This window comes from Sphingomonas daechungensis, from assembly GCF_014489495.1.
GTDB classification, from domain to species: domain Bacteria; phylum Pseudomonadota; class Alphaproteobacteria; order Sphingomonadales; family Sphingomonadaceae; genus Sphingomicrobium; species Sphingomicrobium daechungense.
Map to the genome: position 1 here is coordinate 1267635 of NZ_CP060780.1, position 21059 is coordinate 1288693.

25 protein-coding genes and 8 pseudogenes are annotated in these 21059 nt (G+C 63.7%); 7 read left to right on the forward strand and 26 right to left on the reverse strand.

The annotated features are described in order from the left end of the window. Positions 1-27 precede the first annotated feature (27 nt). Positions 28-564: a carboxymuconolactone decarboxylase family protein gene (locus H9L15_RS06755; protein ID WP_187715612.1), complete on the forward strand. Its 537-nt coding sequence runs from the start codon at positions 28-30 to the stop codon at positions 562-564. Here H9L15_RS06755 and H9L15_RS17245 read toward each other — a convergent pair. From H9L15_RS17245 to H9L15_RS06765, 3 genes are read right to left on the reverse strand one after another with little or no spacing between them, the layout of a single operon-like run. Then, on the reverse strand, positions 561-815 hold the full coding sequence (locus H9L15_RS17245; protein ID WP_223276576.1) for an aminotransferase class I/II-fold pyridoxal phosphate-dependent enzyme: 255 nt from the start codon (positions 813-815) through the stop codon (positions 561-563). The genes H9L15_RS06755 and H9L15_RS17245 overlap by 4 nt on opposite strands. Further along, entirely contained in the window at positions 782-1660 is an 879-nt protein-coding gene (locus H9L15_RS06760; RefSeq protein ID WP_223276577.1) for a pyridoxal phosphate-dependent aminotransferase, read from the reverse strand. The genes H9L15_RS17245 and H9L15_RS06760 overlap by 34 nt, the downstream gene beginning before the upstream one ends. An 8-nt stretch (positions 1661-1668) precedes the next feature. Next, a complete protein-coding gene (locus H9L15_RS06765) occupies positions 1669-2433 on the reverse strand; it encodes a hypothetical protein (RefSeq protein WP_187715613.1) in 765 nt (254 codons plus the stop codon). Positions 2434-2605: 172 nt separating this feature from the next. Between H9L15_RS06765 and H9L15_RS06770 the strand changes: the two genes are divergently transcribed. The 3 genes from H9L15_RS06770 (at position 2606) to H9L15_RS06780 (ending at position 4549) form a co-directional block, all read left to right on the forward strand. Beyond that, on the forward strand, positions 2606-3679 hold the full coding sequence (locus H9L15_RS06770; protein ID WP_187715614.1) for a retroviral-like aspartic protease family protein: 1074 nt from the start codon (positions 2606-2608) through the stop codon (positions 3677-3679). 20 nt (positions 3680-3699) lie between these two features. Continuing rightward, positions 3700-3921 (forward strand): hypothetical protein, encoded by a 222-nt coding sequence (locus H9L15_RS06775; protein WP_187715615.1) that lies wholly within the window; start codon positions 3700-3702, stop codon positions 3919-3921. A 217-nt stretch (positions 3922-4138) separates the two neighbouring features. Then, on the forward strand, positions 4139-4549 hold the full coding sequence (locus H9L15_RS06780) for a MerR family transcriptional regulator (RefSeq protein ID WP_187715824.1): 411 nt from the start codon (positions 4139-4141) through the stop codon (positions 4547-4549). Positions 4550-4600: 51 nt separating this feature from the next. On the opposite strand, the gene H9L15_RS06785 is transcribed toward H9L15_RS06780, so the two are convergent. From H9L15_RS06785 to H9L15_RS20255, 13 genes and pseudogenes are all read right to left on the reverse strand, one after another. Then, complete coding sequence (locus tag H9L15_RS06785) at positions 4601-5545, reverse strand: hypothetical protein (protein WP_187715616.1); 945 nt, start codon at positions 5543-5545, stop codon at positions 4601-4603. A 141-nt stretch (positions 5546-5686) separates the two neighbouring features. Next, positions 5687-5917, reverse strand: coding sequence for a hypothetical protein (locus H9L15_RS06790; protein ID WP_223276578.1), 231 nt, complete (start codon positions 5915-5917; stop codon positions 5687-5689). Between the two features lie 64 nt (positions 5918-5981). Then, positions 5982-6608: a MarC family protein gene (locus H9L15_RS06795; RefSeq protein ID WP_187715618.1), complete on the reverse strand. Its 627-nt coding sequence runs from the start codon at positions 6606-6608 to the stop codon at positions 5982-5984. Further along, the gene (locus H9L15_RS06800; RefSeq protein ID WP_187715619.1) at positions 6605-7240 is read right to left on the reverse strand and encodes a hypothetical protein; all 636 of its coding nucleotides are present in this window, start codon (positions 7238-7240) and stop codon (positions 6605-6607) included. Before H9L15_RS06800 ends, H9L15_RS06795 begins: the two co-directional genes overlap by 4 nt. Then, positions 7240-8127 (reverse strand): bifunctional methylenetetrahydrofolate dehydrogenase/methenyltetrahydrofolate cyclohydrolase FolD, encoded by an 888-nt coding sequence (folD, locus tag H9L15_RS06805; RefSeq protein WP_187715620.1) that lies wholly within the window; start codon positions 8125-8127, stop codon positions 7240-7242. Before folD ends, H9L15_RS06800 begins: the two co-directional genes overlap by 1 nt. After that, positions 8124-8426, reverse strand: coding sequence for a YggT family protein (locus tag H9L15_RS06810; protein WP_187715621.1), 303 nt, complete (start codon positions 8424-8426; stop codon positions 8124-8126). The genes folD and H9L15_RS06810 overlap by 4 nt, the downstream gene beginning before the upstream one ends. Before the next feature lie 36 nt (positions 8427-8462). Continuing rightward, a pseudogene (egtD, locus tag H9L15_RS06815) lies at positions 8463-9420 on the reverse strand (L-histidine N(alpha)-methyltransferase). After that, a pseudogene (egtB, locus tag H9L15_RS06820) lies at positions 9404-10632 on the reverse strand (ergothioneine biosynthesis protein EgtB). The pseudogenes egtD and egtB overlap by 17 nt, the downstream one beginning before the upstream one ends. A gap of 11 nt (positions 10633-10643) precedes the next feature. Beyond that, positions 10644-11267: a flavodoxin family protein gene (locus H9L15_RS06825; protein WP_187715622.1), complete on the reverse strand. Its 624-nt coding sequence runs from the start codon at positions 11265-11267 to the stop codon at positions 10644-10646. Between the two features lie 71 nt (positions 11268-11338). Next, positions 11339-11911 (reverse strand): cob(I)yrinic acid a,c-diamide adenosyltransferase, encoded by a 573-nt coding sequence (locus H9L15_RS06830; protein WP_187715623.1) that lies wholly within the window; start codon positions 11909-11911, stop codon positions 11339-11341. Next, the gene (locus H9L15_RS06835; RefSeq protein ID WP_187715624.1) at positions 11912-12118 is read right to left on the reverse strand and encodes a twin transmembrane helix small protein; all 207 of its coding nucleotides are present in this window, start codon (positions 12116-12118) and stop codon (positions 11912-11914) included. Between the two features lie 9 nt (positions 12119-12127). Then, positions 12128-12640 (reverse strand): glutamate--tRNA ligase family protein, encoded by a 513-nt coding sequence (locus H9L15_RS20250; RefSeq protein ID WP_398286817.1) that lies wholly within the window; start codon positions 12638-12640, stop codon positions 12128-12130. A gap of 64 nt (positions 12641-12704) precedes the next feature. Beyond that, a pseudogene (locus H9L15_RS20255) lies at positions 12705-12962 on the reverse strand (glutamate--tRNA ligase family protein); the annotation flags it as partial. A 188-nt stretch (positions 12963-13150) separates the two neighbouring features. On the opposite strand from H9L15_RS20255, the pseudogene H9L15_RS06845 reads away from it, so the two are divergent. Continuing rightward, positions 13151-13716, forward strand: a pseudogene (locus H9L15_RS06845) (HNH endonuclease). Positions 13717-13760: 44 nt separating this feature from the next. Beyond that, positions 13761-14324: a response regulator gene (locus tag H9L15_RS06850; RefSeq protein ID WP_187715625.1), complete on the forward strand. Its 564-nt coding sequence runs from the start codon at positions 13761-13763 to the stop codon at positions 14322-14324. Here the strand turns inward: H9L15_RS06850 and H9L15_RS06855 are convergent. Both H9L15_RS06855 and H9L15_RS06860 read right to left on the reverse strand, forming a co-directional pair. Then, positions 14321-15181 carry a UTP--glucose-1-phosphate uridylyltransferase gene (locus tag H9L15_RS06855; RefSeq protein WP_187715626.1) on the reverse strand — a complete coding sequence of 287 codons (861 nt, stop codon included), beginning with the start codon at positions 15179-15181 and terminating at the stop codon, positions 14321-14323. The genes H9L15_RS06850 and H9L15_RS06855 overlap by 4 nt on opposite strands. After that, the gene (locus H9L15_RS06860) at positions 15178-15492 is read right to left on the reverse strand and encodes a hypothetical protein (RefSeq protein ID WP_187715627.1); all 315 of its coding nucleotides are present in this window, start codon (positions 15490-15492) and stop codon (positions 15178-15180) included. Before H9L15_RS06860 ends, H9L15_RS06855 begins: the two co-directional genes overlap by 4 nt. 91 nt (positions 15493-15583) lie before the next feature. Here H9L15_RS06860 and H9L15_RS06865 point away from each other — a divergent pair, with 91 nt between their 5' ends. Further along, on the forward strand, positions 15584-16156 hold the full coding sequence (locus tag H9L15_RS06865; protein ID WP_187715628.1) for a TlpA family protein disulfide reductase: 573 nt from the start codon (positions 15584-15586) through the stop codon (positions 16154-16156). Here the strand turns inward: H9L15_RS06865 and H9L15_RS17250 are convergent. From H9L15_RS17250 to H9L15_RS06900, 8 genes and pseudogenes are all read right to left on the reverse strand, one after another. Then, positions 16113-16622, reverse strand: a complete 510-nt coding sequence (locus H9L15_RS17250; protein ID WP_223276579.1) for a DMT family transporter — start codon at positions 16620-16622, stop codon at positions 16113-16115. The genes H9L15_RS06865 and H9L15_RS17250 overlap by 44 nt on opposite strands. Before the next feature lie 103 nt (positions 16623-16725). Then, a pseudogene (locus tag H9L15_RS20260) lies at positions 16726-16950 on the reverse strand (EamA family transporter); the annotation flags it as partial. A gap of 240 nt (positions 16951-17190) precedes the next feature. Next, positions 17191-18012, reverse strand: a pseudogene (gene dapD / locus H9L15_RS06875) (2,3,4,5-tetrahydropyridine-2,6-dicarboxylate N-succinyltransferase). Further along, positions 18009-18581 carry an HAD-IA family hydrolase gene (locus H9L15_RS06880; RefSeq protein WP_317617611.1) on the reverse strand — a complete coding sequence of 191 codons (573 nt, stop codon included), beginning with the start codon at positions 18579-18581 and terminating at the stop codon, positions 18009-18011. The pseudogene dapD and the gene H9L15_RS06880 overlap by 4 nt, the downstream one beginning before the upstream one ends. Positions 18582-18728: 147 nt before the next feature. Continuing rightward, positions 18729-19007 (reverse strand): hypothetical protein, encoded by a 279-nt coding sequence (locus tag H9L15_RS06885; RefSeq protein WP_187715629.1) that lies wholly within the window; start codon positions 19005-19007, stop codon positions 18729-18731. Positions 19008-19046: 39 nt separating this feature from the next. Then, a pseudogene (locus tag H9L15_RS06890) lies at positions 19047-19407 on the reverse strand (HesB/IscA family protein). Positions 19408-19419: 12 nt separating this feature from the next. Beyond that, a complete protein-coding gene (locus H9L15_RS06895; protein WP_187715630.1) occupies positions 19420-19875 on the reverse strand; it encodes an SUF system Fe-S cluster assembly protein in 456 nt (151 codons plus the stop codon). After that, positions 19872-21054, reverse strand: a pseudogene (locus tag H9L15_RS06900) (cysteine desulfurase). Before H9L15_RS06900 ends, H9L15_RS06895 begins: the two are co-directional and overlap by 4 nt. Positions 21055-21059: the final 5 nt, after the last annotated feature.

A 21059-nucleotide genomic window follows, 5' to 3' on the forward strand; every position in this document is an offset into this window, starting at 1 on the left:
TGCCCCGAGACGCTGCAGGGCAAGATTATGCGAGTCGCCTTCGACGATCAGGCCGGGCCGATGCCCAATCTTGCCGAGCGCTACGCGCCCGAGTTGCTCGGCGCCGCTGGCGCTTTCTCTGTCGCCACTTACAGGCATTCGATCCTGCCGATGCGTGTGTTCGAGGCGGCGCGGATCGCCATTGCCGCGATCAACGGCTGCACAGTCTGCAAGGCCTTCCGCACCGGTGGGCACAGTTTCCTCCTCGGCATCGGCGAGGGCGAGGGCGTGCGCGGTAGCCGGCCCGACGAAGCCTTCTACGCCGCGGTGCTTGCCGGCGATCTCGATGGTCTCGATGAGCAGGAGCGGCTGGCCGCCGAGTACGCGCGCGCCATGAGTCTCGATCCCCAAGGCTTGGCGGACGACGAGACGATGTGGTCTCAGATGAAGGCTGTGTTCAGCGACGAGGAAATCGTCGACCTCACCTATTGCTGCGCAGGCTGGATCGGCTTCGGCCGGGCAACCCACGTCCTCGGCGTCGACGCGGCCTGTTCTCTTCCGGAACCCGCGGCGGCGACCGCCTAGCCGCGAAGTGCGGCCGAAATCCCGGCGAGTCCGCTATCCAGCTCCTGAGCTGTCGGCCAGGCATAGCCGAGCCGGAAATAGGTGTCGGGCATTTCGAACCAGTGGCCTGGACCGACATAGGTGCCGTGCTCCTGGAGCAGCCGTCGGTAGAATGCGTCGGTTCCGCCCGGCGGCTCCGCAGTCATCCTCGGGAAGCAGACGACGCCGCCCGTCGGCTTCACCCATTCCAGCAGGTCCTCCCCTCGAGCCATTCGGCGATGCGGTCGAGGCGGCGGCGCCATTCGGCGAGCGTGCGAGTGAGAAAGGCGCGCTTCTGGCGGAGGATGCCCTCCGCAACCCATTCGTTGATCACGCTGCCGCAGATGCTGATCTGCTCCTTCGCGGCCAGGAATAGTTCCTGGAGCGCGGGGTCGGAATTGATGATCCAGCCGACCCGGATGCCCGGTGCGCCGAAGGCCTTGGATAGGGATGACACGCTGATGACGTGGCTGCCGAGGCTGGCGGCGATCGGGAGCGGTGTCGCCAGCGACAGGTCGCGGTAGGTCTCATCGACCAATAGCAAGACTCCGTGCCTGGCGGTGATCTCGACAATCCGCCGAAGCTCCGCCTCGGCGATGCTGGTGCCGGTCGGATTGTGCGGGCAGGTGATGCTGACGAGCTTGGTCGATGGCGTGATCGCCTGTTCGATCCGGTCGGGATCGAGTGCGAATCCATCCTCGAAGGCGAGGTCGATCAGCGCGATGCCGCAGCCGATGGCTCGCGGGGTCTCTAGGTTCGTCGCATAATTGGGACGCACAACGACCAGGTGATCGTCCTTTCCCAATACGGCCGTCGCAACGATGAAGAGGGCCCCTGCCGCGCCGCCGCAGATGAGGACATCATTGATGCCCAGCGACGGGTCGACCGACGCGATCAGCTCGCGCAGTCCGGGACTTCCGCGATGTTCGCCGTAGAGCAAAGTGAGGTCGGGTATCTCCAGCCCGAAGCTGGCCAGCGATTGGTCGGCGATCGAGCTTTCCGACAGGTTGAAGCGGATGTTGCCGTAGCCGTACTCTTCCGGGGATTCGACCTCGATCGGCATCCGGCTGTAGCGCATGGCCGGACTCATGAACCTTCGAGCGCTTCCCGCCGCATCTCCGCTTCATTGGTGAATTCGGATTCGGTTTCCTCGCCATCGACGACCGGCGCGCGAACGCATTCACCGTAGATGCCGCGCGCCTTATCGAGAAGTTCCGCCATCTCGCTTTCCGGCAAGGGCATGCCGTTCTTCTTCAGCCGAACGAGCACCAGCTTCGATTTTGAGGCGAGCTTTGCGTTCACCCGGCGAAGAGACGCGGCCGTGCGCTGAAACTGGTGCAGATCTTCCCTCGACAAGTCGCCCGAGATCGGAAGGCCCTCCTGCAATTCGGTGACCAGTTCGCTTTCGAGCTGGCTCCACTGGGTCATGATGGGGAAAAGGCGATAGGGCTCCGACCAGTCGACCAGCCGGGCGGGGTCCATGTGGCTCGCGACGTCGGAAGCGAGCAGCGCCTTCCAGGCTTCGGTGTCCCAGGTTCTGAAGGGCGGGGCGTAGGCATGAGCGAGCTTGCGGAGCTCGGGTGCCGAAGCCGTTTCCGCAGACTCGTGAATTCTCGAGATACTGCTGTCGAGGCATTTGGCGATCGCAACTCGGACGAACGCTTGCGGGCCATTGTCCGCGAGCAGCTCCAGCTTCATCTCCTCTTCGGCGTTCGTGACCTTCTCGCGCCAGCGATAGCCGTCGACGAGACTTTCGCCGATGAGCGCGATGCTGACGCCCAGCACGATGACCAGGATCTCGCGCGGGAGTTCCTTTATGCTTTGGATCGCCTTCGGCGGATGGAAATCCATCAACGTCCCCTGCCTACGAGAACAGATGCGAAGCATGCTGCGACAGCTCGTGCTCCACATCAACCGTAACGATACGCGGCGCGTTCGCATCGCAATTTCGGTCGTACGTCGAGTTTGCGTGGCACGCGCCGGAAGTAAGGCATACCCTCAAGTTCGTTTGAGGGGAGACGAATTGCTTGCGTACCGCCTCGCTATGATCGCCATGGCGTTTGCCGTCCCGACGGCAACGGCGCGGGAGGTCACATCGGCGGAGCCGGCCAAGGTCGGCAAGCCGCGCCCGGTTCCTGCGGACGTCGCGCCGAACGTGCTTCCGTTGCCGCCTGCGAAGTACGATCCGACGCTGGCCATCGAGGGGCAGGATCTCAAGGCGCGCAAAACGGAGACGCGGCTTAGCGTGCAGGTCTTCGTGAACAGCCGGGGTCCCTACAATTTCATCGTCGACAGCGGAGCAGATACTTCGGTGGTTGGGCTGCGCATCGCCAACAATCTTCAACTTCCACTCGGCGAACCGGCCATCCTCAACGCCATGACGTCGCGCAATATCGTCGACCGGGTGAAGGTGGAGCAGCTCACGCTTGGAACGACGACCTTCAACAATCTGCTGCTACCGGCGCTCGCCGAGAGCGACCTTGGCGGCGATGGAATGATCGGCATCGATGCTCTGAACGAGCAGCGGCTGATGATGGACTTCGAAAAGAAGATGATCAAGGTCGAGGACGCGCGGATTCCGTGGAAGCGAATCCCCGGCGAAATCGTCGTCGTCGCGCGAAGGCAGCGCGGCCAGCTGATCCTGACCCAAGTCCGCGCGGCCGGCCTTCCGCTCGATGCCGTGATCGACACCGGGTCCGAAATCACGATCGGCAACCTCGCGCTGCGCGACAAGCTGATCAAGCGCAACCGTGGAAAGTTCGTCACTGTTCCAGTGACCGGCGTCACCGGGGAGGTCGCCAAGCTTCAGATCGCGAAGATCGCGGAGCTTCGGCTCGGGCCGGTCGTGCTCCACGACGTCCCGATGGCCTTTGCCGACGTTCCGCCGTTCAAGGTGTTCGGGCTGCAGAATCAGCCGGCGCTTCTGCTCGGAACGGACCTGCTGGAATCGTTTCGACGCATTTCGCTCGACTTTCGTGCCCGAAAGGTCCGCTTCCAGCTCAGGAAATGCACCAGCCAGGGCATCATGATCCGAACATCGCCAGACAGCTTCACCCGCATCTCATCGACTGGCGGCGCCGATGTCTGTGGGCGATAGTTACAGTTGAGGGGGGCGACATGAAGAAGTCGACGCGGGCATTGGTGGGGCTAGTCGTAATCGATGCCGTGATCATTCTCGGCGCGGCATGGATGATCTGGCAGACCAAATCCGGCGCCTGGCGTGCTCCTGACGAAGCTGCGGCCATATCCGCAATTACGACGACGGCCGGCGGAGCGATCGGCATCGTGACCGTGCTGCTGCTCATGGCGTCGTGGATGCACCGCAAGCGGGGCAATTAGAAACTCCGAGGCTGCTGCCTGACACGAAAATGAAACGAGATTGGGGCCGCACCTCCTGACCGGCGCGGCCCTACTGCCTTAGCAGTTGCAGGTCTTGCAGGTGCAGGGGCTGCAATGACATCCGCTCTTCTGGTCAGCTACCGCCTTGTCGTTGGTCTTTTTCATCGAGATTCTCCTCTTGCCCGTCATGGGGCTCATCACATATGGCATCCGTACCATGGTACGGAATCAAGCGAATAATTCGGACACGATCGGCGGGCTTGCGAAAGCGGCCGGAGTGGGCGTCGAAACGGTGCGCTATTATCAGCGCCGCGGGTTGCTGGCGGAGCCGCCAAAGCCGCACGGGGAGATCCGCCGCTACAGCGATGAAGACGTCAGGCGGCTTCAGTTCATCCGTTCGGCTCAGGCGGCGGGCTTCACTCTTGCGGAAATTGCCGAGCTGCTCGAGCTTAGTGAATCGGACGACAGGACCCGGATTCGCGCGCTGGCGACGGCCCGCGTGGCGGCGCTGGATGCGAAGATCGCCGAACTAAGCGATGCGCGGACAGCGCTGTCGGGTCTCGCAACCGCCTGCCAGAACAAGCGCGGCGGAGCTTGCCCGATCCTCTCGGCGTTCGACCGCGCATAACGAAAGGGCGCCGCCTTCCGGCGACGCCCTCTCCTGCTTTCCCCACTCTGGTTAGAACTGAGGCTCTGGTTGCTTCTGGTGGCTCGGGGCGCCGCTGAACATGAAGTTCTTGGACTGCGGCGCTTCCGCCCGAGGCAGCGTGGCCGGCCCAGCCGGAACGTTTCCGTTCAGCCGTTCGCGCCGATCCAGCTCACCTGCGATTTTCAGGCGCTTGCGGAGCGATAGCGAAGGGTTCTCGGGCGTCGGGCCCGCATAGGCGGCCTGAACGTGACGGCCAAACTTCGAGGTGTCGAAATCGTCCGACACTTCGGTGGTCGCGATGACCGGCGCCGCTTTGGGCTCAACAATGGGCGGATCCCAAACAGGCTCCGGCTCCTGCGCAACGTCGGCCTCCACCGCGCGCTCCTCGGTCCAGCTCTGCTCGAACTCTTCCTCGTCTTCACGGCGCTTGCGACGACGAACCGCCATCCCTGCGCCGGCAAGAGCCAGGATCACTGCACCGGCGCCGCCGGCGAGCGGGACGGCTTCGTCCAGGTTCGGCTTGTCGGCCGCTGTCGCATCGGCGACCTGAGCGCTCGGTTCGGCGACCGGCTCGGGCGCCGGAGCGGCGGGAACTGGAGCAGCCGCAATCTCGGCGGGCTCATCGACAGCGGTCACCGCCGGCGTCCTGACCGACGAGACCCTCGTCGAGGGCGCTGGCTTGGGCGCCGACTTCTTCGCTACCGTCTTCGCCGGAGCCGCTTCGGTAGGTTCAGCGGTCGAGGCCGCAGACTCGGTGTCGCTCGTGGTCACCTCAGGCTCCGCCGCCGGAGCGAGTGGATCCACAGTCGTCACCGGCTCGGTTGTCGTCGGGGCCGTCGTCGTGACCGTCGGCGTTTCGATGACTGGCGCCTCGGTGGCCGGAGCCTCCTGCGCAGCCACTTGGGTTGCAGAAAGGGCAAGGACCGCGGCAATCGCGGTGGTGCCCAGGCGATACGTCTTGCGTGTACTCATCATGCCAGACCAACCCGCAGTCCGGCTGTTTCGACGAACCGTTTCCGATGAGTTGAACTGTAACGGCGACGAATCGAAAAACGTCTACATTTTCCGATAGTTAACTGAGTTCCATTCATTGCGGGCTGGTAACCAGCCGCCACCCTACTCGCCGTTAGAGGTCTCGGCCGAGTTTGCCTCACCGGTCTCGTTCAGCTGGTTGAGCTGATTGCCAAGCGTGTCCGTCGCGCCGGTCGCTCCGGAAGCATTGGACGGTTCCGCTGCCGATGCTTCGGCGGTGGACTCGGCGCCCGCCGAGTTGTCCTGACCGCTCTGGCTGCAGGCCGCGAGTGCGGCGAATCCGACAGCAGCGCCGATCCTCATGGTGAGCCTCATCGCGCGTTTCCTCTTTGAATTGGTAACGAGCGGCAGAAGCGCTCGAGGGGCGGGCCGGGTTCCCTTACAACGAAGGGAAGCTCTGCTTCAGGCCGTCGATGATGAATTGCGCGGCCAAAGCGGCGAGAATGACTCCGAGGATGCGGGTAATCATCGCCTCCAGCTTCTCACCGATCAGCCGCATGATCGAGCCGGCGGCCAGAAGCGCCAGCAGCGTCAGGACCATGACACCCGTGATCGCGGCGAGGACCGCGAGGACCTCCACCGTGCCTTCGGTGCGAGAAACCCACAGCATCGCGCTCGCGATCGAGCCTGGTCCGGCGATCATCGGGATGGCCATCGGGAAGACCGAGATGTCCTCGGCCTCGGGCGTCCCCTCGATCGATTGCGCGCGGGACGAACGGCGCTCGGTCCGGCGTTCGAAGACCATGTCGAGCGCGATCATGAACAGCATCACGCCGCCAGCGATCCGAAAACTCGCTAGGCTGATGCCGAGCGCATTGAGCATCGGTCGCCCGAGGAGGGCGAAGAACATCAGGATCGACCAGGCGATCAGCGAGGAGCGGATCGCCATGGATCGGCGGAATGCGGGATCGTCCCCGCGCGTCAGGCTGGCGAAGATCGGGGCACAGCCGGGCGGGTCGATGATGACCAGGAAGGTGATCAGCGCATGGCCGAAGACCTCCATCATTCGGAGGGGGCGCTCACGTGCTGGTCGAGGATCGTGCGATAATCGCGCCCATTCCAGATCTTGGCTTCGAAGCGGCGCTCACCGCTTGCAGCGACGCGCCATTCGTAAATGAGAGTGCCGTCCGCCGACCGGCCCTGGCCGGCATCTGCGGGCGGCTTGCCAGCAATGCGCGCGGTGGGCTTCACCTCTTCGCGATATTCTCCCGGAATTTTCTCGCGGCCGGTGCAACTCGCGCGCTCGACCTTGGGCTGTTTCGGAAGCGGCATCGGCTTGGCCAGGCTGTCGCCGCCGTCATAGGTCCATTTCCAGCCCTTGCCGTCGCGCATCCAGACAGTCGTGAAGTAGCCGTGGGATTTCCCGGAAGCGGAGGTCCACGGCCCGCGATTGATCGCGGTTCGGCCGTCGCAGGAGACCCAGCTGTCGGACGGTCCCCAGCCGATGGCCTTGGGCGGGTCCTTGAGCGGTGCGAGGAATTCCGATGCCCAAACCGCCTGCGGGTTGAACATGACGGCGGTATCATCGGCGTATTTGCGAAACGCCGTCCACTGACCGAGCTTCTGCGCGTCGGCGGCGAAGGCTCGTTCGGCATCGACGGCGGTGACCGACGCGGCTGCAAGCAGGAGTCCAAGCATTACAAACCCTCCGGATCGGGCAGGCCCTCGCGGCGATGAGCCGCGACAACCGTGTTGCGAAGCAGACAGGCGATGGTCATCGGACCGACACCGCCCGGAACCGGTGTAATGGCTCCCGCCACTTCAGCCGCTTCGCCGTAAGCAACGTCTCCCAACAGCTTGCGGGTCCCATCCGGCTGTTCGACGCGCTCCTGGCCGACATCGATGACGATGGCTCCCGGCTTCAGCCAGCTGCCGCGAATGAGTTCGGGACGGCCGACGGCGGCGACGACGATGTCGTTGCGACGGACTACGCCGGGCAGATCCCTCGTGCGCGAATGCGCGACCGTCACTGTGCAATTTGCCTGCAGCAGGAGCTGCGCCATCGGCTTACCGACAATATTCGAGCGGCCGACGACCACCGCGTCCATTCCGCTGAGATCGCCGAGCTCGCCCTGAAGGAGCTTGAGGCATCCGAGCGGCGTGCACGGGACCAATGCGTCAAGGCCGATCGAGAGACGACCGACGTTGACCGGATGGAATCCGTCGACGTCCTTGGAGGGGTCGACGCGCGTCAGGACGGCCTGCTCGTCGACATGCTTCGGCAGGGGAAGCTGGACGAGGATGCCGTCGACCGTCGCATCCGCATTCAATTGGTCGATGAGGCCGATGAGATCGGCTTGCGAAGTCTCGGCAGGAATGCGGTGCTCGAAGCTTTCCATCCCGGCTTCAAGCGTGGCCTTGATCTTGGAGCGAACATAAGCGGCGCTTGGCGGGTGCTCGCCGACCAGCACAACCGCCAGGCCGGGTGCGCGGCTCCGGGTTTCGCGAAATCGTGCGGCGACCTGGCCGACCCGTTGCCGGAGGTCCGCCGCTGCGGCCTTTCCGTCAATGATCCGTGCGGTCATGCGCCCGCGTTGATCAGGTCCACCGCGACACCGCTCAGCAGCATGCGCAGGATCTGGATAACGAGCAGCAGCACGAGCGGCGAGAAGTCGATCCCGCCGAAGTCGGGCATCACCCGCTTGATCGGGCGATAGAGCGGCTCGGTAATCCGCTCGAGCGCTCCGACGAACGCGCGAAGGCCCTGCGAGCTGGTGTTGAGCACGTTGAAAGCGATCAGCCAGCTCAGGATGACCTGGATGATGACGATCCAGCCGAGCACCCGCAGCAGCAGGTCGGCGATCTGAAAGAGGGCGAGCACCATGGCTGGGGCTTAGCCGCAGGTCAGCCGGGCCGCAATCTACGGCGCAAAGCGGTTCGGAAGCGCCTCGGCGAGAATGACAGAGAAGTCGCCGGCGGGGTCGCTCCATTCGGCGAGGGGCGTCCATCCCCGGCAAGGAGGAGCACACGGGAGCCCGAGGGCCATATTTGTGGCTGTTCTCGGTGTGGATCGACGATCCTTCGGCAAAGGAGAAGGACTGCCCGCCAACGGTGAAGGTGACATCGCGAACCGCAACCAGATGCATTTCGATCCGGGAGAGGATGTCGTTCCAGCGCGCTTCGTGCCGGAACGCGTCGATCGGAATGTCGCCGTCCAGCTCCCGGTTGATGCGCTCGAGCAGGTTGAGATTGAAGGCGGCGGTCACACCCGTCGGATCGTCGTACGCTGCAATCAGACGCTCGACCGGCTTGACCTTGTCCATGCCGATGAGGAGCTGGGAGCTGCAGCCGAGCAAATCGCGGAAGCTGCGGAGCAGGTCCGTTGCGGTGCGCGGAACGAAGTTGCCGATCGTCGAGCCCGGGAAGAAGCCGAGCTTAGGATGGCTTGCGATGCTGTCCGGTAGGTCGAAGGGGCGCGCAAAGTCGGCAATCACGGGCTCGACCGCGATGGACGGGAAACGCTCCGCAACCTCCGCTGCGCTGTCGCGAAGATAGTCACCGGAAATGTCGACCGGGATGTAGGCGACGGGCTTCACCGCATCGAGCAAGAGCGGTGTCTTGGTCGCCGAGCCGGCGCCGAATTCGACCACTGCAGAGTTCGGGCGAACGCGCTCTGCGATTTCGGGCAGGACGCGCTCCAAGAGTGCGGTCTCCGTCCGCGTCGGATAATAATCGGGGAGACGGGTGATTTCGTCGAACAGCTCAGACCCACGCCGGTCGTAGAGCCAGCGGGCCGGCACCGCCGGGATCGGTGCGGACAGGCCAGCCAGGACATCGTCGCGGAAAGCGGGATCGGTCGCCTCAATTGTCTTTAGCAAGCCTCAACCCCGTGAACTGCCAGCGCGCGCTGGCGGAAAGAAATTGCGATAGGAGGCGCGGCTGTGCCCGCGTGGCGTGGCGCAACTGGCGCCCTTCAGGACGAATTGTCCGCACATGAATTTGCCGTTGTACTCGCCGACCGCGCCCTCGGCGGGAGCAAAGCCGGGAAAGGCGAGATAGGCGCTGCCTGACCATTCCCATGCGTCACCGAAAATGTCGCCGCCGGGCGTTGGCAGGACGGCCCCGGCGTCGTCCAGCTGGTTACCGAGGAATGGATCGGCGCCAGCGGCGAAATCCTCCCATTCGGCCTCGGTCGGGAGCCTGGCGCCGGCCCAGCGAGCGAAGGCGTCGGCTTCGAAGAAGCTCACATGCGCAACGGGCGCGGCCAAATCGATCTCGCGGCGGCCGGCGAGCGTGAATTCACTCCCGTCGTCATGCCAGTACAGCGGAGCGCGGATGCCCTCACGCTGAACCCAGTCCCAACCTTCGCTGAGCCAGAGAGAGGGGGTCGAATATCCACCGCCGACAATGAAGTCCGCCCATTCGCCGTTGGTCACCTTTCGGCTGGCAATGGCGTGGCCTTGCAGGAAGACCCGGTGGCGTGGCCCTTCACTGTCAAAGGCAAAGCCCGAGCCGGTTGCGCCGATTTCGACGATTCCGGAGCGTCCGGGATGGAAGCTTAGAGGCTCGACCGCGTGGCACGCCGCCGGGTCGAGCTTCGCATAAGCAGGCTCAAGCGGGTTCTCGGCAAAGGTCGCGAGGATGTCGGTCAGCAGGAGCTCCTGATGCTGCTGCTCATGATTGATACCGAGCTCAACCAGCTCCAGTGCCTGAGTCGATAGGGTTGGAAATGCCTTTTCGAGTGCTTGATCGACGCTGGCGCGCCAATCGCGGATTTGATCGAGAGTCGGCCGGCTCAGCATTCCCCGCTTGGGCCGCGCATGGCGCTCGCCCTCGGCATTGTAATAGCTATTGAACAGGTACGCGAAGCGCTCATCATGGGCCTGATAGCCGGGCACATGGTCGCGAAGGATGAAGGTCTCGAAGAACCATGTTGTATGGGCGAGATGCCACTTGGCCGGAGACGCATCAGGGAAAGGCTGAACCGTCGCGTCGGCGTCGGAGAGGGGTAAGGCGAGGTCCAGGCTCAGCGCACGCGTGGCGCGCAGGCGATTGGCCAGCTCGTCCGGCCGGCCGGTGCCGTCAAGGATCGGCGCTGTGCTCACTTGGCTTGGTCGACTCCCAAATACCTCTCTTGCTTTAGCAGCTTTGCAAGGTGAGCGGCATTGGACGCAAGCATGGCCGCGCCCTGCCGAACGGCATCCGGGACGTTGGGGAGATCCTTGAAATCGGTCTTCTGCATCGCTTCGCCGACCCAATAGTTCGATGCCGAGGCGGGAATGGTCCAACCCACGTCATTGAGCGCCTGGAAGAGCCCGGCAGTAGTCGCATGGGTCCCGTCCTCATTGCCGACGATGGCGGCGACAGCGACCTTCCCGAAACTCGGCGTGCGTCCATTCTCGTCGGTTTCGCTGAGAAAGGCGTCCATCCGCTCGAGCACCTGCTTGGCAAGGCTCGACATTTGTCCCAGCCATATTGGCGTTCCGAATATCAGGATGTCGTGGTCCAGAATCCGTCGGCGGACGTCGGGCCAGGCGTCGCCACTCCCTTCGTCGGAGGTCACCCCGGGTCGAACATCGTGGTCCGCGATCCGGATCGTTTCGCCGAGCGTGACGTCATGTTTGCCCAGCTCGGTCCCAAGCAGCCGGATCATGGCGTCGGTCGAACTGGGCTCCGCCGAGCTGCGCTTGAGGCTGCAATTGATGGCGATGGCCTTGACCGACAACGAAAACTCCGAGTCTCTGGAGGTGAAGACAGAACGTCACCTGCCTCGGAAAGTGCCTTACCGACTTTGGTCTAGGTGCGAGTGGCGCCCGGCTTCCAGAGCACGTCCCCGCCACTGATCCTGGCGAGATAGCGACACGCGACGAACAGGTGGTCCGAAAGGCGATTGAGATAAATAAGGGCGAGCGGGTTCAGCAAATGCCGCTGCGACGCCTCGACCGCGCTGCGCTCGGCACGGCGAGCGATCGCACGCGCGAGGTGCAACGGGGCAGACCCACCCTGCCCGCCGGGGAGGATGAAGCTTCGCAAAGGATCGAGATCCTCGTTCATCAGGTCGATTTCCGATTCCAGCCGATCGATCTGCGACTGGACGACGCGCAGGGTCATTTCCCCAGGTGTGAAATCCGCGCCGGGAGTGGCCAGATCGGCCCCGAGATCGAACAGTTCGTTCTGAATGCGGCCGAGCATCGTCGTGACTGCGGTGTCCTTAATGGACTGGAGAGCGACCCCGATCGCGCTGTTCGTTTCGTCGACGTCTCCGATCGCCTGCGCGAGCGGGTCGTCCTTACGGATACGCGAGCCGTCGACAAGCCCGGTTTCTCCGGCATCGCCAGTCCTGGTGTAGATCTTGTTGAGCTTGACCACTCAGCCGCGCGAGGCGCCGGCGGCGGCCAGGATCAGGACAACGAGGATGATCGCGATCGCCTGGAACAGCACGCGCTTGCGCATGTAGTCCTGCTGCCGCTCACCGCTGATGTCCTTGCCGGAGGCCATGGCCATGACGCCGCGGACGAGGACGTAGGCGGTTGCGCCCATCGCGATGATCAGCAGAATGACGAGGATGATGCTCATGGGTGGGATTTAGGCTTCCGAGAATGCGAAACCAAGGGGAAGCTGGCCTTTAGCCAGTAAGGCGGCGAGCTCTTTTCCGCCCATGCCCGAAGTCCGCATCGCCAAGAGGGTCGGTGCCTGGTCGCGCTTGGCCAAGCGCCGGCCGCCCTGGTGAGTGACGAGCGGATGATGGAGATAGGTCGGCTCCGGCAATCCAAGCAAGGTCTGAAGCAAGCGCTGGACCGGCGTGGAGGACCTGAGATCGGCACCACGGACGACCAGTGAAACCCCGCTGGCGGCATCGTCCACGACGCAGGCGAGATGATAGCTCGCGGGAGCATCCTTCCTCGCGAGAATGACGTCGTCGACTTCGGCAATGGCGGAGGTGAAGCGCTGCCCGCCGTCTTCGCGCCAGGATGGGGCCCGCCGATCCGGATCGCTTCCGCAGACCTGAGCCGCCAGCTGTGAGGCGTGGTCGCTCTGCGGTCCGGATCGTCGGGAGTGACCGGCACGTGCCGGGATACGCTGCGTGAGCGTCCCCATGCGGGGCAGTCAGCGACTGCGCGATGTCGGCCCGGGTGCAGAAGCAGGCATAAACCAGACCAAGCTCCCGCAGATGGTCGAGCGCGGTTCGATAGGCTTCTGTCCGGCCGGACTGGAAGATCACCGGTTCCGACCAATCGAGACCGAGCCATGCCATGTCCTCGAAGATGCCGTCGACGAACTCGGGCCGGCCGCGTCCCTGGTCCAGATCCTCGATCCGGAGAAGAAAGCGATCACCTTTGTCGCGACCGAGAACTGCACTGAACGCGTGGCCGAGGTGGAGCCGTCCAGTCGGCGACGGTGCGAACCGCGTCACAATCATTTCGAGTGTGACTCAAAGGACTCTTGACGGCGATTCAGCAATCTTCGATTCTTCATGCTGTCACATCGGGTTGGCATCCGGTGGGCAACAAGGGAAGACGGGCCCGACGCGACCCATCTCCACCTTGAGTGCGACGGGGCCGGAGACTTGTTCGTTGCGGGCGGACAGGAAAGGCCATTGCCCGCGTCATGTATCACCCCGACATCATTCGCCATCCCGAAAGCTGCCCGGCGCTGGTCCTCAACGCCGACTATACGCCGCTATCTTATTATCCGCTGAGCCTGTGGCCGTGGCAGACGGCAATCAAGGCCATGTTCCTGGAGCGTGTGGACGTCGTCGCTCACTACGACCGCGAGGTGCACAGCCCGAGCATGGCGTTGAAGCTTCCGTCGGTGATCGCGCTACGGCAGTTCGTTCGGCCCAGCGAGTATCCGGCCTTCACGAGATTCAACCTGTTCCTCCGGGACAAGTTCAGCTGCGTCTATTGCGGTTCTCGCAAGGAGCTGACGTTCGACCATGTCGTGCCGCGCGCACAAGGCGGGCGGACCACCTGGGAAAATGTCGCGACCGCCTGTGCCCGTGCAACCTTCGCAAAGGCGGGCGCACGCCGCGGCAGGCCGGGATGCACATCGAGCTGGAGCCGATCCGGCCCACCAGCTGGCAGCTGCAGGATCACGGTCGCAGCTTCCCGCCGAACTACCTGCACCAGAGCTGGCGCGACTATCTCTACTGGGACATCGAACTGGAGCCATGAGGCGTTGGGCGGGGCGTTAACCATTTTCCGGTAACCCCGGTCTCATGGAATTTGAGTTTCCGATTGAGGACGAAGCATCGCGTGCGGCTGCCCCGCGCGTCCTCATCGTGCAGCCGAAGAGCGCGTACCTCGGCGTCCTGGCGCGACGGATTTCGGAAGGTGGCTATCGCGTCGCCACGGCCGAGACCGTCAGCGCGGCCATTGTCGAGCTTCACCGGCTGCCTGTCGACCTGATCCTGTCCGAGCTCCGGATGCCGCAAGTCAGCGGACTGGAGCTGGTGCAAATGGTTCGCGACGATCCCGTTCATCGCGATGTCCCGATCTTCCTCTTGACCGGAAAGCATGACGCGGAGGGCGCAGTGCTCGCCTACCGGAGCGGAGCCGACACCGTCATTGCCAAGCCTTTCCACTTTGAAGTCCTGATCGCTCGGATCGGACGCGAAATCGAACGGTCCCGCGTGCTTGCCAGGTTACAGAGCGACAATGCGACGCTCGACGCACGCGTCGTCGGCCGGGCCATTGAGCTCGGAGAGATGCGCCAACGCTGGCTTGAGACTGAAGCCGAGCTCCGCCGCCTGCAGGCCCTCGTCGAGCCGTCGGAAAACTAAGCCCGGTCCAGATACTCGCGGATCTTGGGGCTGATGTCGTCGCGCTCCAAGGCCAGCGCCAGGTTCGCGATCACATAGCCCGCCTTGTCGCCGCAATCGTGTCGAACGGCGTCGACCTTGATGGCGTGGAATGGCTGCTTGCCGATCAGTTGGGCCATCGCATCGGTCAGCTGGATTTCACCGCCCGCGCCGACATCCCCACGGTCGAGGATACGCATGACGTCGGGTTGCAGGATGTAGCGCCCGATGACTGCGAGGTTGGATGGAGCCTCTTCGGGTTTCGGCTTTTCGACGAGACCGAGCACCTCGGTGACGGCTCCATCGGTCTTTCCAGGCGTAATAACGCCATAGCTGCCCGTCCGGTCCTGCGGCACCTCTTCGGTGGCGAGCATGTTGCCGCCGACCTTCTCCCAGGCCTCGACCATCTGCTTCAGCGCACCGGGCGTACCGGACATCAGATCGTCCGGGAGGAGCACCGCGAATGGTTCATTGCCAACGACTTCGCGGGCACACCAGACCGCATGACCAAGGCCGAGCGGCTGTTGCTGCCGGACGGAGACGAGCTCGCCGAAATGCACTCGCGACGGCTCCAGCGGGTCGAGGCTTTTGCCTTTCTCGCGCATCGTCGTTTCAAGCTCGAAGGCTGCATCGAAATAGTCGACCAGGGCAGACTTCCCTCGGCCGGTGACGAAAATCAGCTGCTCGATGCCCGCTTCGCGTGCCTCATCCACCGCATATTGGATCAAAGGCCGGTCGACGACGGTCAGCAATTCCTTCGGAATCGCCTTGGTCGCGGGCAGCAGGCGCGTGCCCAATCCGGCCACGGGAAACACGGCCTTTCGAACTCGATTGGTCATTGCGGTGTCGCTGGTCCTGTCTGGTTGGTGTCCTGGTCCGCGCCGGCAGGAGCTGCAGGTGCCGCTCCCCCGCCAGCAGGTGGAAGGTCGAACGGGTCGACCTGCCGCGGTTGCGATTTCTTGATCAGCTCATCGACGCGCTGGGGATCGGCGATGGCCGGCCTGGTCAGCAAATCGTCGGCCGTCGGTGTGGTTTGCGCCATCAGCGGCTTCACCGGTAGCGGCTTCCCCTGCGCCGGGGAGAGCGGCGACACGCGACCACAGGCGCCAAGCGCCACGATCGCCACCAAGACTGCGAGACGTCGAAGCATGATTTCCGCCTAGCCGCTGATCCCTGCGAGCGCCAGACGCTCGAAGGCCGTGGCGGTTGCGGGGACGGCGCCGAATTCCTATCCGCACGGGATGCGAGCCCTGCTTCCACTCTTTGCCATCGCTTTAGTCCTGCCTGCCTGCGGACAGCAGCAGGATGCCGCCAATAACGATGCGGCGGACGACGCCATCGGAATTCCGGTGAAGGGTGTCGATCGCGGCCAAAAGGGGCAGCCCGCACCGGATGCGAAGTTCCTTGATCCCGACGGCGGTGAAATTTCGCTGGCCGATTTCAAGGGCACTCCAGTCCTCGTCAACCTGTGGGCGACCTGGTGCGCACCGTGCGTCAAGGAACTGCCGACGATCAACGCGATCACTCGCGAGCATGACAAGGATGGGACTCTTGGCGTCATTGCCGTCAGCCAGGATATGGGCGAGCAAGGCTCGGTCGAGGCTTTCCTTGCCAAGCTGAAGGTCGACGACCTTGGCGCCTATCACGATCCAAAGATGGCACTTTCCGGCGCGCTGAACGCGCAGGTCCTGCCGACCACGATCCTGTACGACGCGGACGGAAAGGAAGTCTGGCGTTACGTCGGCGACCTCGACTGGACCAGCGACGAGGCTAGGAAGCTGCTCGCCGAGGTTCCGGCCGCCGGAAAAGGTTGAGGAGCCGCCCGTCGATGGCCGCCAGGCCCAAGGCGATGAAGCCGAGACCGGCGAAATCGCGCGGTTCGATCACTTCACCCAGGATCAGCGCGCCCATGACGATCGCGACGGGCGGAACCAGCAGGGTGACCAGTAGCGCATTGGTCGCGCCAGCCGAATCGATCAGGCGGAAATAGAGGATGTAGGCGTAAGCGCTGCAGATCACGGCCAGTACGGCGATTGCTGCGAGGGCATTGAGGGGCGGGATGGCTTGCACCCAAGGGCGATCGAAGATCAGTGCCACGGGCAGCATGACGATGGCGCTGGCGGTCAGCTGACCGGTTGTGACGGATAGGGGCGAGACGCCCTGCCGCTTGAAGCGGCGCGCCCAAACACCAGCCAGCGCATAGAGCAGCGCTGCCGTCACACATGCGAGCTGGGCAAGGACGTTGTTGCCGATCGAGCCGAGCAGGTCCGGGCCGATCATCAGTGCGACGCCCCAAAGCCAAGCAAGACGCCGGCAATCTTCCGCGGGTCATGCGCTCGTCTTGCGTGAAAACGTGGGCGACGATGACGCCCCAGATCGGCGTGGTGGCATTAAGGATCGAGGCGAGCCCACTGGCGATGTGGGTTTGCCCCCAGCCGAACAGGACGAACGGAATGACATTGTTGAGTAGTGCCAGGAGAATCATCGAACCCCAGACCGATTTCGGGAGGCCGGCCGGTTCCCTGCGCCAGGCAAGATAACCCCAAAGCGCGGCTGCCGCGATCGTGACACGCAGCCAGACGTAAGTGAGCGGCGGCACCGAATGCACGGCGACGTGGATGCAGAAGAATGCGCTTCCCAGATGACCGCGAGGCCGATCAGGGTCATCCAGTCGCTACGATTCATGACGCTGCGGATCATCGGCTGATCATGCGATCCAGCCTGCTCCGCAGCTTCCCGGAGCTTGCTCTCAAACGCTTCCTGATCGAGCTTCGTCATCTCCGGATTCTGACTGACGCCGGGCCGGGCCGCCAACAAAAGGGCGGTTTCAGATCATAAGCTCAGCTTATCAGTCGCGGAGAAGCTCGTTGATGCTGGTCTTCGACCGCGTGCGCTCATCGACGCGCTTCACGATCACCGCGCAGGCCAGCGAGGGACCGCCGTCCTTGCCGGGCAAGGCGCCGGGTACCACAACCGAGTAGGCGGGAACGCGGCCGTAGACGACCTCGCCCGAAGCGCGATCGACGACTTTCGTCGAAGCGCCGAGGAACACGCCCATCGACAGCACTGCCCCTGTTCGACGATCACGCCTTCTGCGACCTCGGAGCGAGCGCCGATGAAGCAGTCGTCCTCGATGATAACGGGCCCGGCCTGTAGAGGCTCGAGCACCCCGCCAATCCCGCGCCGCCGGAAATGTGGACGTTCTTGCCGATCTGAGCGCAGCTTCCGACCGTCGCCCAGGTGTCGACCATCGTGCCTTCGCCTACGCGCGCGCCGATGTTCACGAAGCTTGGCATCAACACGGCGCCCGGTGCGATGTAGGCGCCACGGCGGACAATGCTCCCGGGCACCGCACGGAACGCCGCGGCTTCAAAATCCTTGTCGCTCCAGCCGACGAACTTCGACGGAACCTTGTCCACCAGTTCGAGCCGCCGGGTCCGCCCGCAATATGCTCCATCGGATTGAGCCGAAAGGAAAGCAGGACGGCCTTTTTCAGCCACTGATTGACGACCCATTCGCCATCGACCTTCTCGGCGATCCTGCGGTCCCCGCTGTCGAGCGCGGCGATGGCGCCGTCGACCGCCGAGCGAATCTCGCCCTTCGTATCCGGTCCGACCGAATTGCGGTCTTCCCAGGCGGCGTCGATTGTCTGCTGCAGGCTGTCGCTCATCGATCGTCCTTCAAGATACTTTCGAGCCATTCGCCGACGTCTGTCACCCGAACGTCGACGATTGCGTCGTCATAACCGTGGTTGCCGCGCTCCGACCCATTGTCCACCCAGACTGTCGTCATTCCGAGCGATTTCGCGGGGCCCAGGTTGCGAACCATGTCCTCAACCATGACCGCTTGCGTCGGGTCGATCCCGAACTGGTCGAGCAATTTTTGATAGCCGTGTAGCTCGGGCTTGGGGGTCAGGTCCGCCGCGAAGATATCGTGCAGGTGATCGACGACAGCAGCGATGCCAAGGCGGTCGAGTACCTTCCACGCATATTCGGCATTGCCATTGGTGTGGATGAACTTGCGGCCGGGCAGCCGGCTCAGCGCCGTGACAAGCCGGTCGTCCCGGGTGAGACGGTCGAGCGGGATGTCATGTACGTCGCCCATGAAATGATGGGGATCGACGTCGTGATCTCTCATCAGTCCAGCGAGCGTAGTGCCGGATCCATGGAAGTGCATCTTCTGGACCCGTCGCGCTTCGATCGCATCGACGCCGAGAAGCCTTTCGATGTAGGCGGTCATCCGCTCGTCGATCAGCTCGAACAGCTGGCTCCCGCTGGGTACAGGCAGTTGTCGAGGTCGAAGATCCAGTCGCGAATGTGGCTGAATTCGGCTGAGACGCTCGCGGGCATGGCGAGCGCCTAGCCCTTTCCGCATTCTCGCAAATGGTCAGGGCCTGGGCGGCCGCACCTCACGAACGTCGCGGTAGAGAATGGGCACCGCACAACCGTCGACCAGGCGATAGACCGCGGCATAGGATTGTGCGTCGGGAAGCTCCGTCAGCTTTCTCGGCTTGGCTGGATCGCCTTTGAGAGCCGCCGGATCTCCGGCCTGGCGACTTGTGGCATTGGCGCATTTGTCCTTGCCCAGCGGACCGGGACTGAGCGGAGACGGCGGAGTGACGACGTGGGCCGAGGCGGCTATGCCGAGCAGGGCTAGCAGAGACATGGGCGCGCTCCCTTCATCGGGGAGAATAACGCCTTTGGATCAGACGGTGAAGCTTTCGCCGCAGCCGCACGCGCCCTTCGCATTCGGATTGTCGAACACGAAGCCGGCGGCAAAGTCGTCTTCGCGCCAGTCCATGACCGATCCAACCAGGTAGAGCACCGAGGCTCCATCGACATAGAAGGTCCGCCGGGCGTCTCGATCTTCTCGTCCATCGCGCTGGCCTCGGTCACATAGTCGACCGAATAGGCTAGGCCCGAGCAGCCCGACGCGGAGTCGAAAGCTTCACGCCGATGGCGTCCGCCGGTGCACGGCTCATCAGGTCGGCGATCCGGTCGCGCGCGGAATCCGTCAGTGAGATCGCGGCCGGACGCGGGGCGCGGACTTTCGTTTCCCTATCCATTACACATACCGCTCACAGCATACCCAGTTCTAGGCGGGCCTCGTCGCTCATCTTCGATGGGTCCCATGGCGGGTCCCAGACCAGTTTCACTTCCGCATCGCGGATGCCGGGCACCGAGAGCACGCGAAGCTCGACTTCGTTCGGAAGCGACTCCGCCACCGGACAATGCGGCGTCGTCAACGTCATGGTGACGACCGCATCGCCATCCTCGCTGATCACGACGTCGTAGATGAGGCCAAGCTCGTAGATGTCGACCGGGATCTCCGGGTCGTAGATCGACTTCAGTGCGTCGATGACGTTGCTCGTGAGATCCTCGTTCGCGGGCGGTTCGTCGACTGGCTTGGTCTCGCCAGACAGGAAGCCGGTCAGATAGTCGCGCTTGCGCTCGAACGTCTCGGTAACGCGGGCGCGCGGCGGCGGCGTTACCGCTTCCACTTCTTCCGCCTCGATCTTCCGTTCCTCGTTCACCCGAAAATCCGTTTCACCTGTTCGATCCCGCACACCAGTGCCTCGATGTCCGAGCTGTCGCTGTGCGCCGCGAAGCTCGCCGAGCGGTCGCCGGAACGCCAAGGACATCCATCAGCGGCTGTGCGCAATGATGCCCGGCGCGGACGGCAACGCCCACGTCGTCCAATATGGTGGCGGTGTCGTGCGGATGCACCCCGTCGACGTTGAAACTGACGATTCCGGCGCTGTCCTCCGGTCCGTAAAGCGTTACGCCATCAATGCCGGACAGGGCCGCACGAGCCTCGGCGACCAGCGCCGATTCGTGCGCATGGATGGCCTCGAGCGAGAGACCCTCGACCCAGTCGATGGCGGCATGCAGCCCGACCGTTCCGACAATGTGCGGCGTCCCGGCCTCGAAGCGCATCGGTGCGTCGAGGAAGGTCGTTCGCTCGAAAGTGACCCGGTCGATCATCGATCCTCCGCCCTGCCAGGGCGGCAGCGCATTCAGCAGGTCGTACCGGCCCAGAGGCAGCCGATGCCGGTCGGGCCGTAAAGCTTGTGGCCGGAAAAGGCGTAGAAGTCGGCGCCGATCGAAGCGACGTCGACAGGCAGTCGAGGGACGGCCTGGCAGCCGTCCAGCAGCAGCAGGGCGCCTTTCGCGTGGGCGATCTCCGCGGCGCGCTTCGCGTCGAGGATCGAGCCGAGCACGTTTGAGACATGTGCAAACGAAATCACGCGATGCTCGTCGGTGACCATCACTTCGGCAGCGTCGAGGTCGATGCAGCCGTCGGGAGTCAGCGGCACGGCATCGACTTCATATCCGGCGAGCTGCCACGGCACGATATTGCTGTGATGCTCGAGCTGCGACAGCAGCACGCGATTCCGGCCGTCCTTCGGCAACTGGCGAGCGACAAGGTTGATCGCTTCGGTTGCGCCGCGCGTGAAGACGAGCTCGTTCGGCTGACCGCCAACCAACTTCGACGCGGCCGTGCGCGCGGCTTCGTAGCGGCCGGTCATTTCACTCGACCGCTGGTACACGCCGCGATGCACCGTGGCGTAATCGCGCGCATATGCCTCGGTAATCGCGTCGATCACTGCCTGCGGTTTTTGTGCAGTCGCTGCGCTGTCGAGATAATGCCAATCGCCGACCGCAGGAAATTGCGATCGCACGTCCAATGCGCTGTTTGGCGAAAGACGCACTGGAG

Excerpts from the sequence above, each read along its gene's own strand:
- H9L15_RS06755 (WP_187715612.1), top strand. The coding sequence starts at position 28 with ATGCGAGTCGCCTTCGACGATCAGGCCGGGCCGATGCCCAATCTTGCC.
- H9L15_RS17245 (WP_223276576.1), bottom strand. The coding sequence starts at position 815 with ATGGCTCGAGGGGAGGACCTGCTGGAATGGGTGAAGCCGACGGGCGGC.
- H9L15_RS06760 (WP_223276577.1), bottom strand. The coding sequence starts at position 1,660 with ATGCGCTACAGCCGGATGCCGATCGAGGTCGAATCCCCGGAAGAGTAC.
- H9L15_RS06765 (WP_187715613.1), bottom strand. The coding sequence starts at position 2,433 with ATGGATTTCCATCCGCCGAAGGCGATCCAAAGCATAAAGGAACTCCCG.
- H9L15_RS06775 (WP_187715615.1), top strand. The coding sequence starts at position 3,700 with ATGAAGAAGTCGACGCGGGCATTGGTGGGGCTAGTCGTAATCGATGCC.
- H9L15_RS06780 (WP_187715824.1), top strand. The coding sequence starts at position 4,139 with ATGGTACGGAATCAAGCGAATAATTCGGACACGATCGGCGGGCTTGCG.
- H9L15_RS06785 (WP_187715616.1), bottom strand. The coding sequence starts at position 5,545 with ATGATGAGTACACGCAAGACGTATCGCCTGGGCACCACCGCGATTGCC.
- H9L15_RS06790 (WP_223276578.1), bottom strand. The coding sequence starts at position 5,917 with ATGAGGCTCACCATGAGGATCGGCGCTGCTGTCGGATTCGCCGCACTC.
- H9L15_RS06795 (WP_187715618.1), bottom strand. The coding sequence starts at position 6,608 with ATGATGGAGGTCTTCGGCCATGCGCTGATCACCTTCCTGGTCATCATC.
- H9L15_RS06800 (WP_187715619.1), bottom strand. The coding sequence starts at position 7,240 with ATGCTTGGACTCCTGCTTGCAGCCGCGTCGGTCACCGCCGTCGATGCC.
- folD (WP_187715620.1), bottom strand. The coding sequence starts at position 8,127 with ATGACCGCACGGATCATTGACGGAAAGGCCGCAGCGGCGGACCTCCGG.
- H9L15_RS06810 (WP_187715621.1), bottom strand. The coding sequence starts at position 8,426 with ATGGTGCTCGCCCTCTTTCAGATCGCCGACCTGCTGCTGCGGGTGCTC.
- H9L15_RS06835 (WP_187715624.1), bottom strand. The coding sequence starts at position 12,118 with ATGAGCATCATCCTCGTCATTCTGCTGATCATCGCGATGGGCGCAACC.
- H9L15_RS20250 (WP_398286817.1), bottom strand. The coding sequence starts at position 12,640 with ATGGGGACGCTCACGCAGCGTATCCCGGCACGTGCCGGTCACTCCCGA.
- H9L15_RS06850 (WP_187715625.1), top strand. The coding sequence starts at position 13,761 with ATGGAATTTGAGTTTCCGATTGAGGACGAAGCATCGCGTGCGGCTGCC.
- H9L15_RS06855 (WP_187715626.1), bottom strand. The coding sequence starts at position 15,181 with ATGACCAATCGAGTTCGAAAGGCCGTGTTTCCCGTGGCCGGATTGGGC.
- H9L15_RS06860 (WP_187715627.1), bottom strand. The coding sequence starts at position 15,492 with ATGCTTCGACGTCTCGCAGTCTTGGTGGCGATCGTGGCGCTTGGCGCC.
- H9L15_RS06865 (WP_187715628.1), top strand. The coding sequence starts at position 15,584 with ATGCGAGCCCTGCTTCCACTCTTTGCCATCGCTTTAGTCCTGCCTGCC.
- H9L15_RS17250 (WP_223276579.1), bottom strand. The coding sequence starts at position 16,622 with ATGATCGGCCCGGACCTGCTCGGCTCGATCGGCAACAACGTCCTTGCC.
- H9L15_RS06880 (WP_317617611.1), bottom strand. The coding sequence starts at position 18,581 with ATGACCGCCTACATCGAAAGGCTTCTCGGCGTCGATGCGATCGAAGCG.
- H9L15_RS06885 (WP_187715629.1), bottom strand. The coding sequence starts at position 19,007 with ATGTCTCTGCTAGCCCTGCTCGGCATAGCCGCCTCGGCCCACGTCGTC.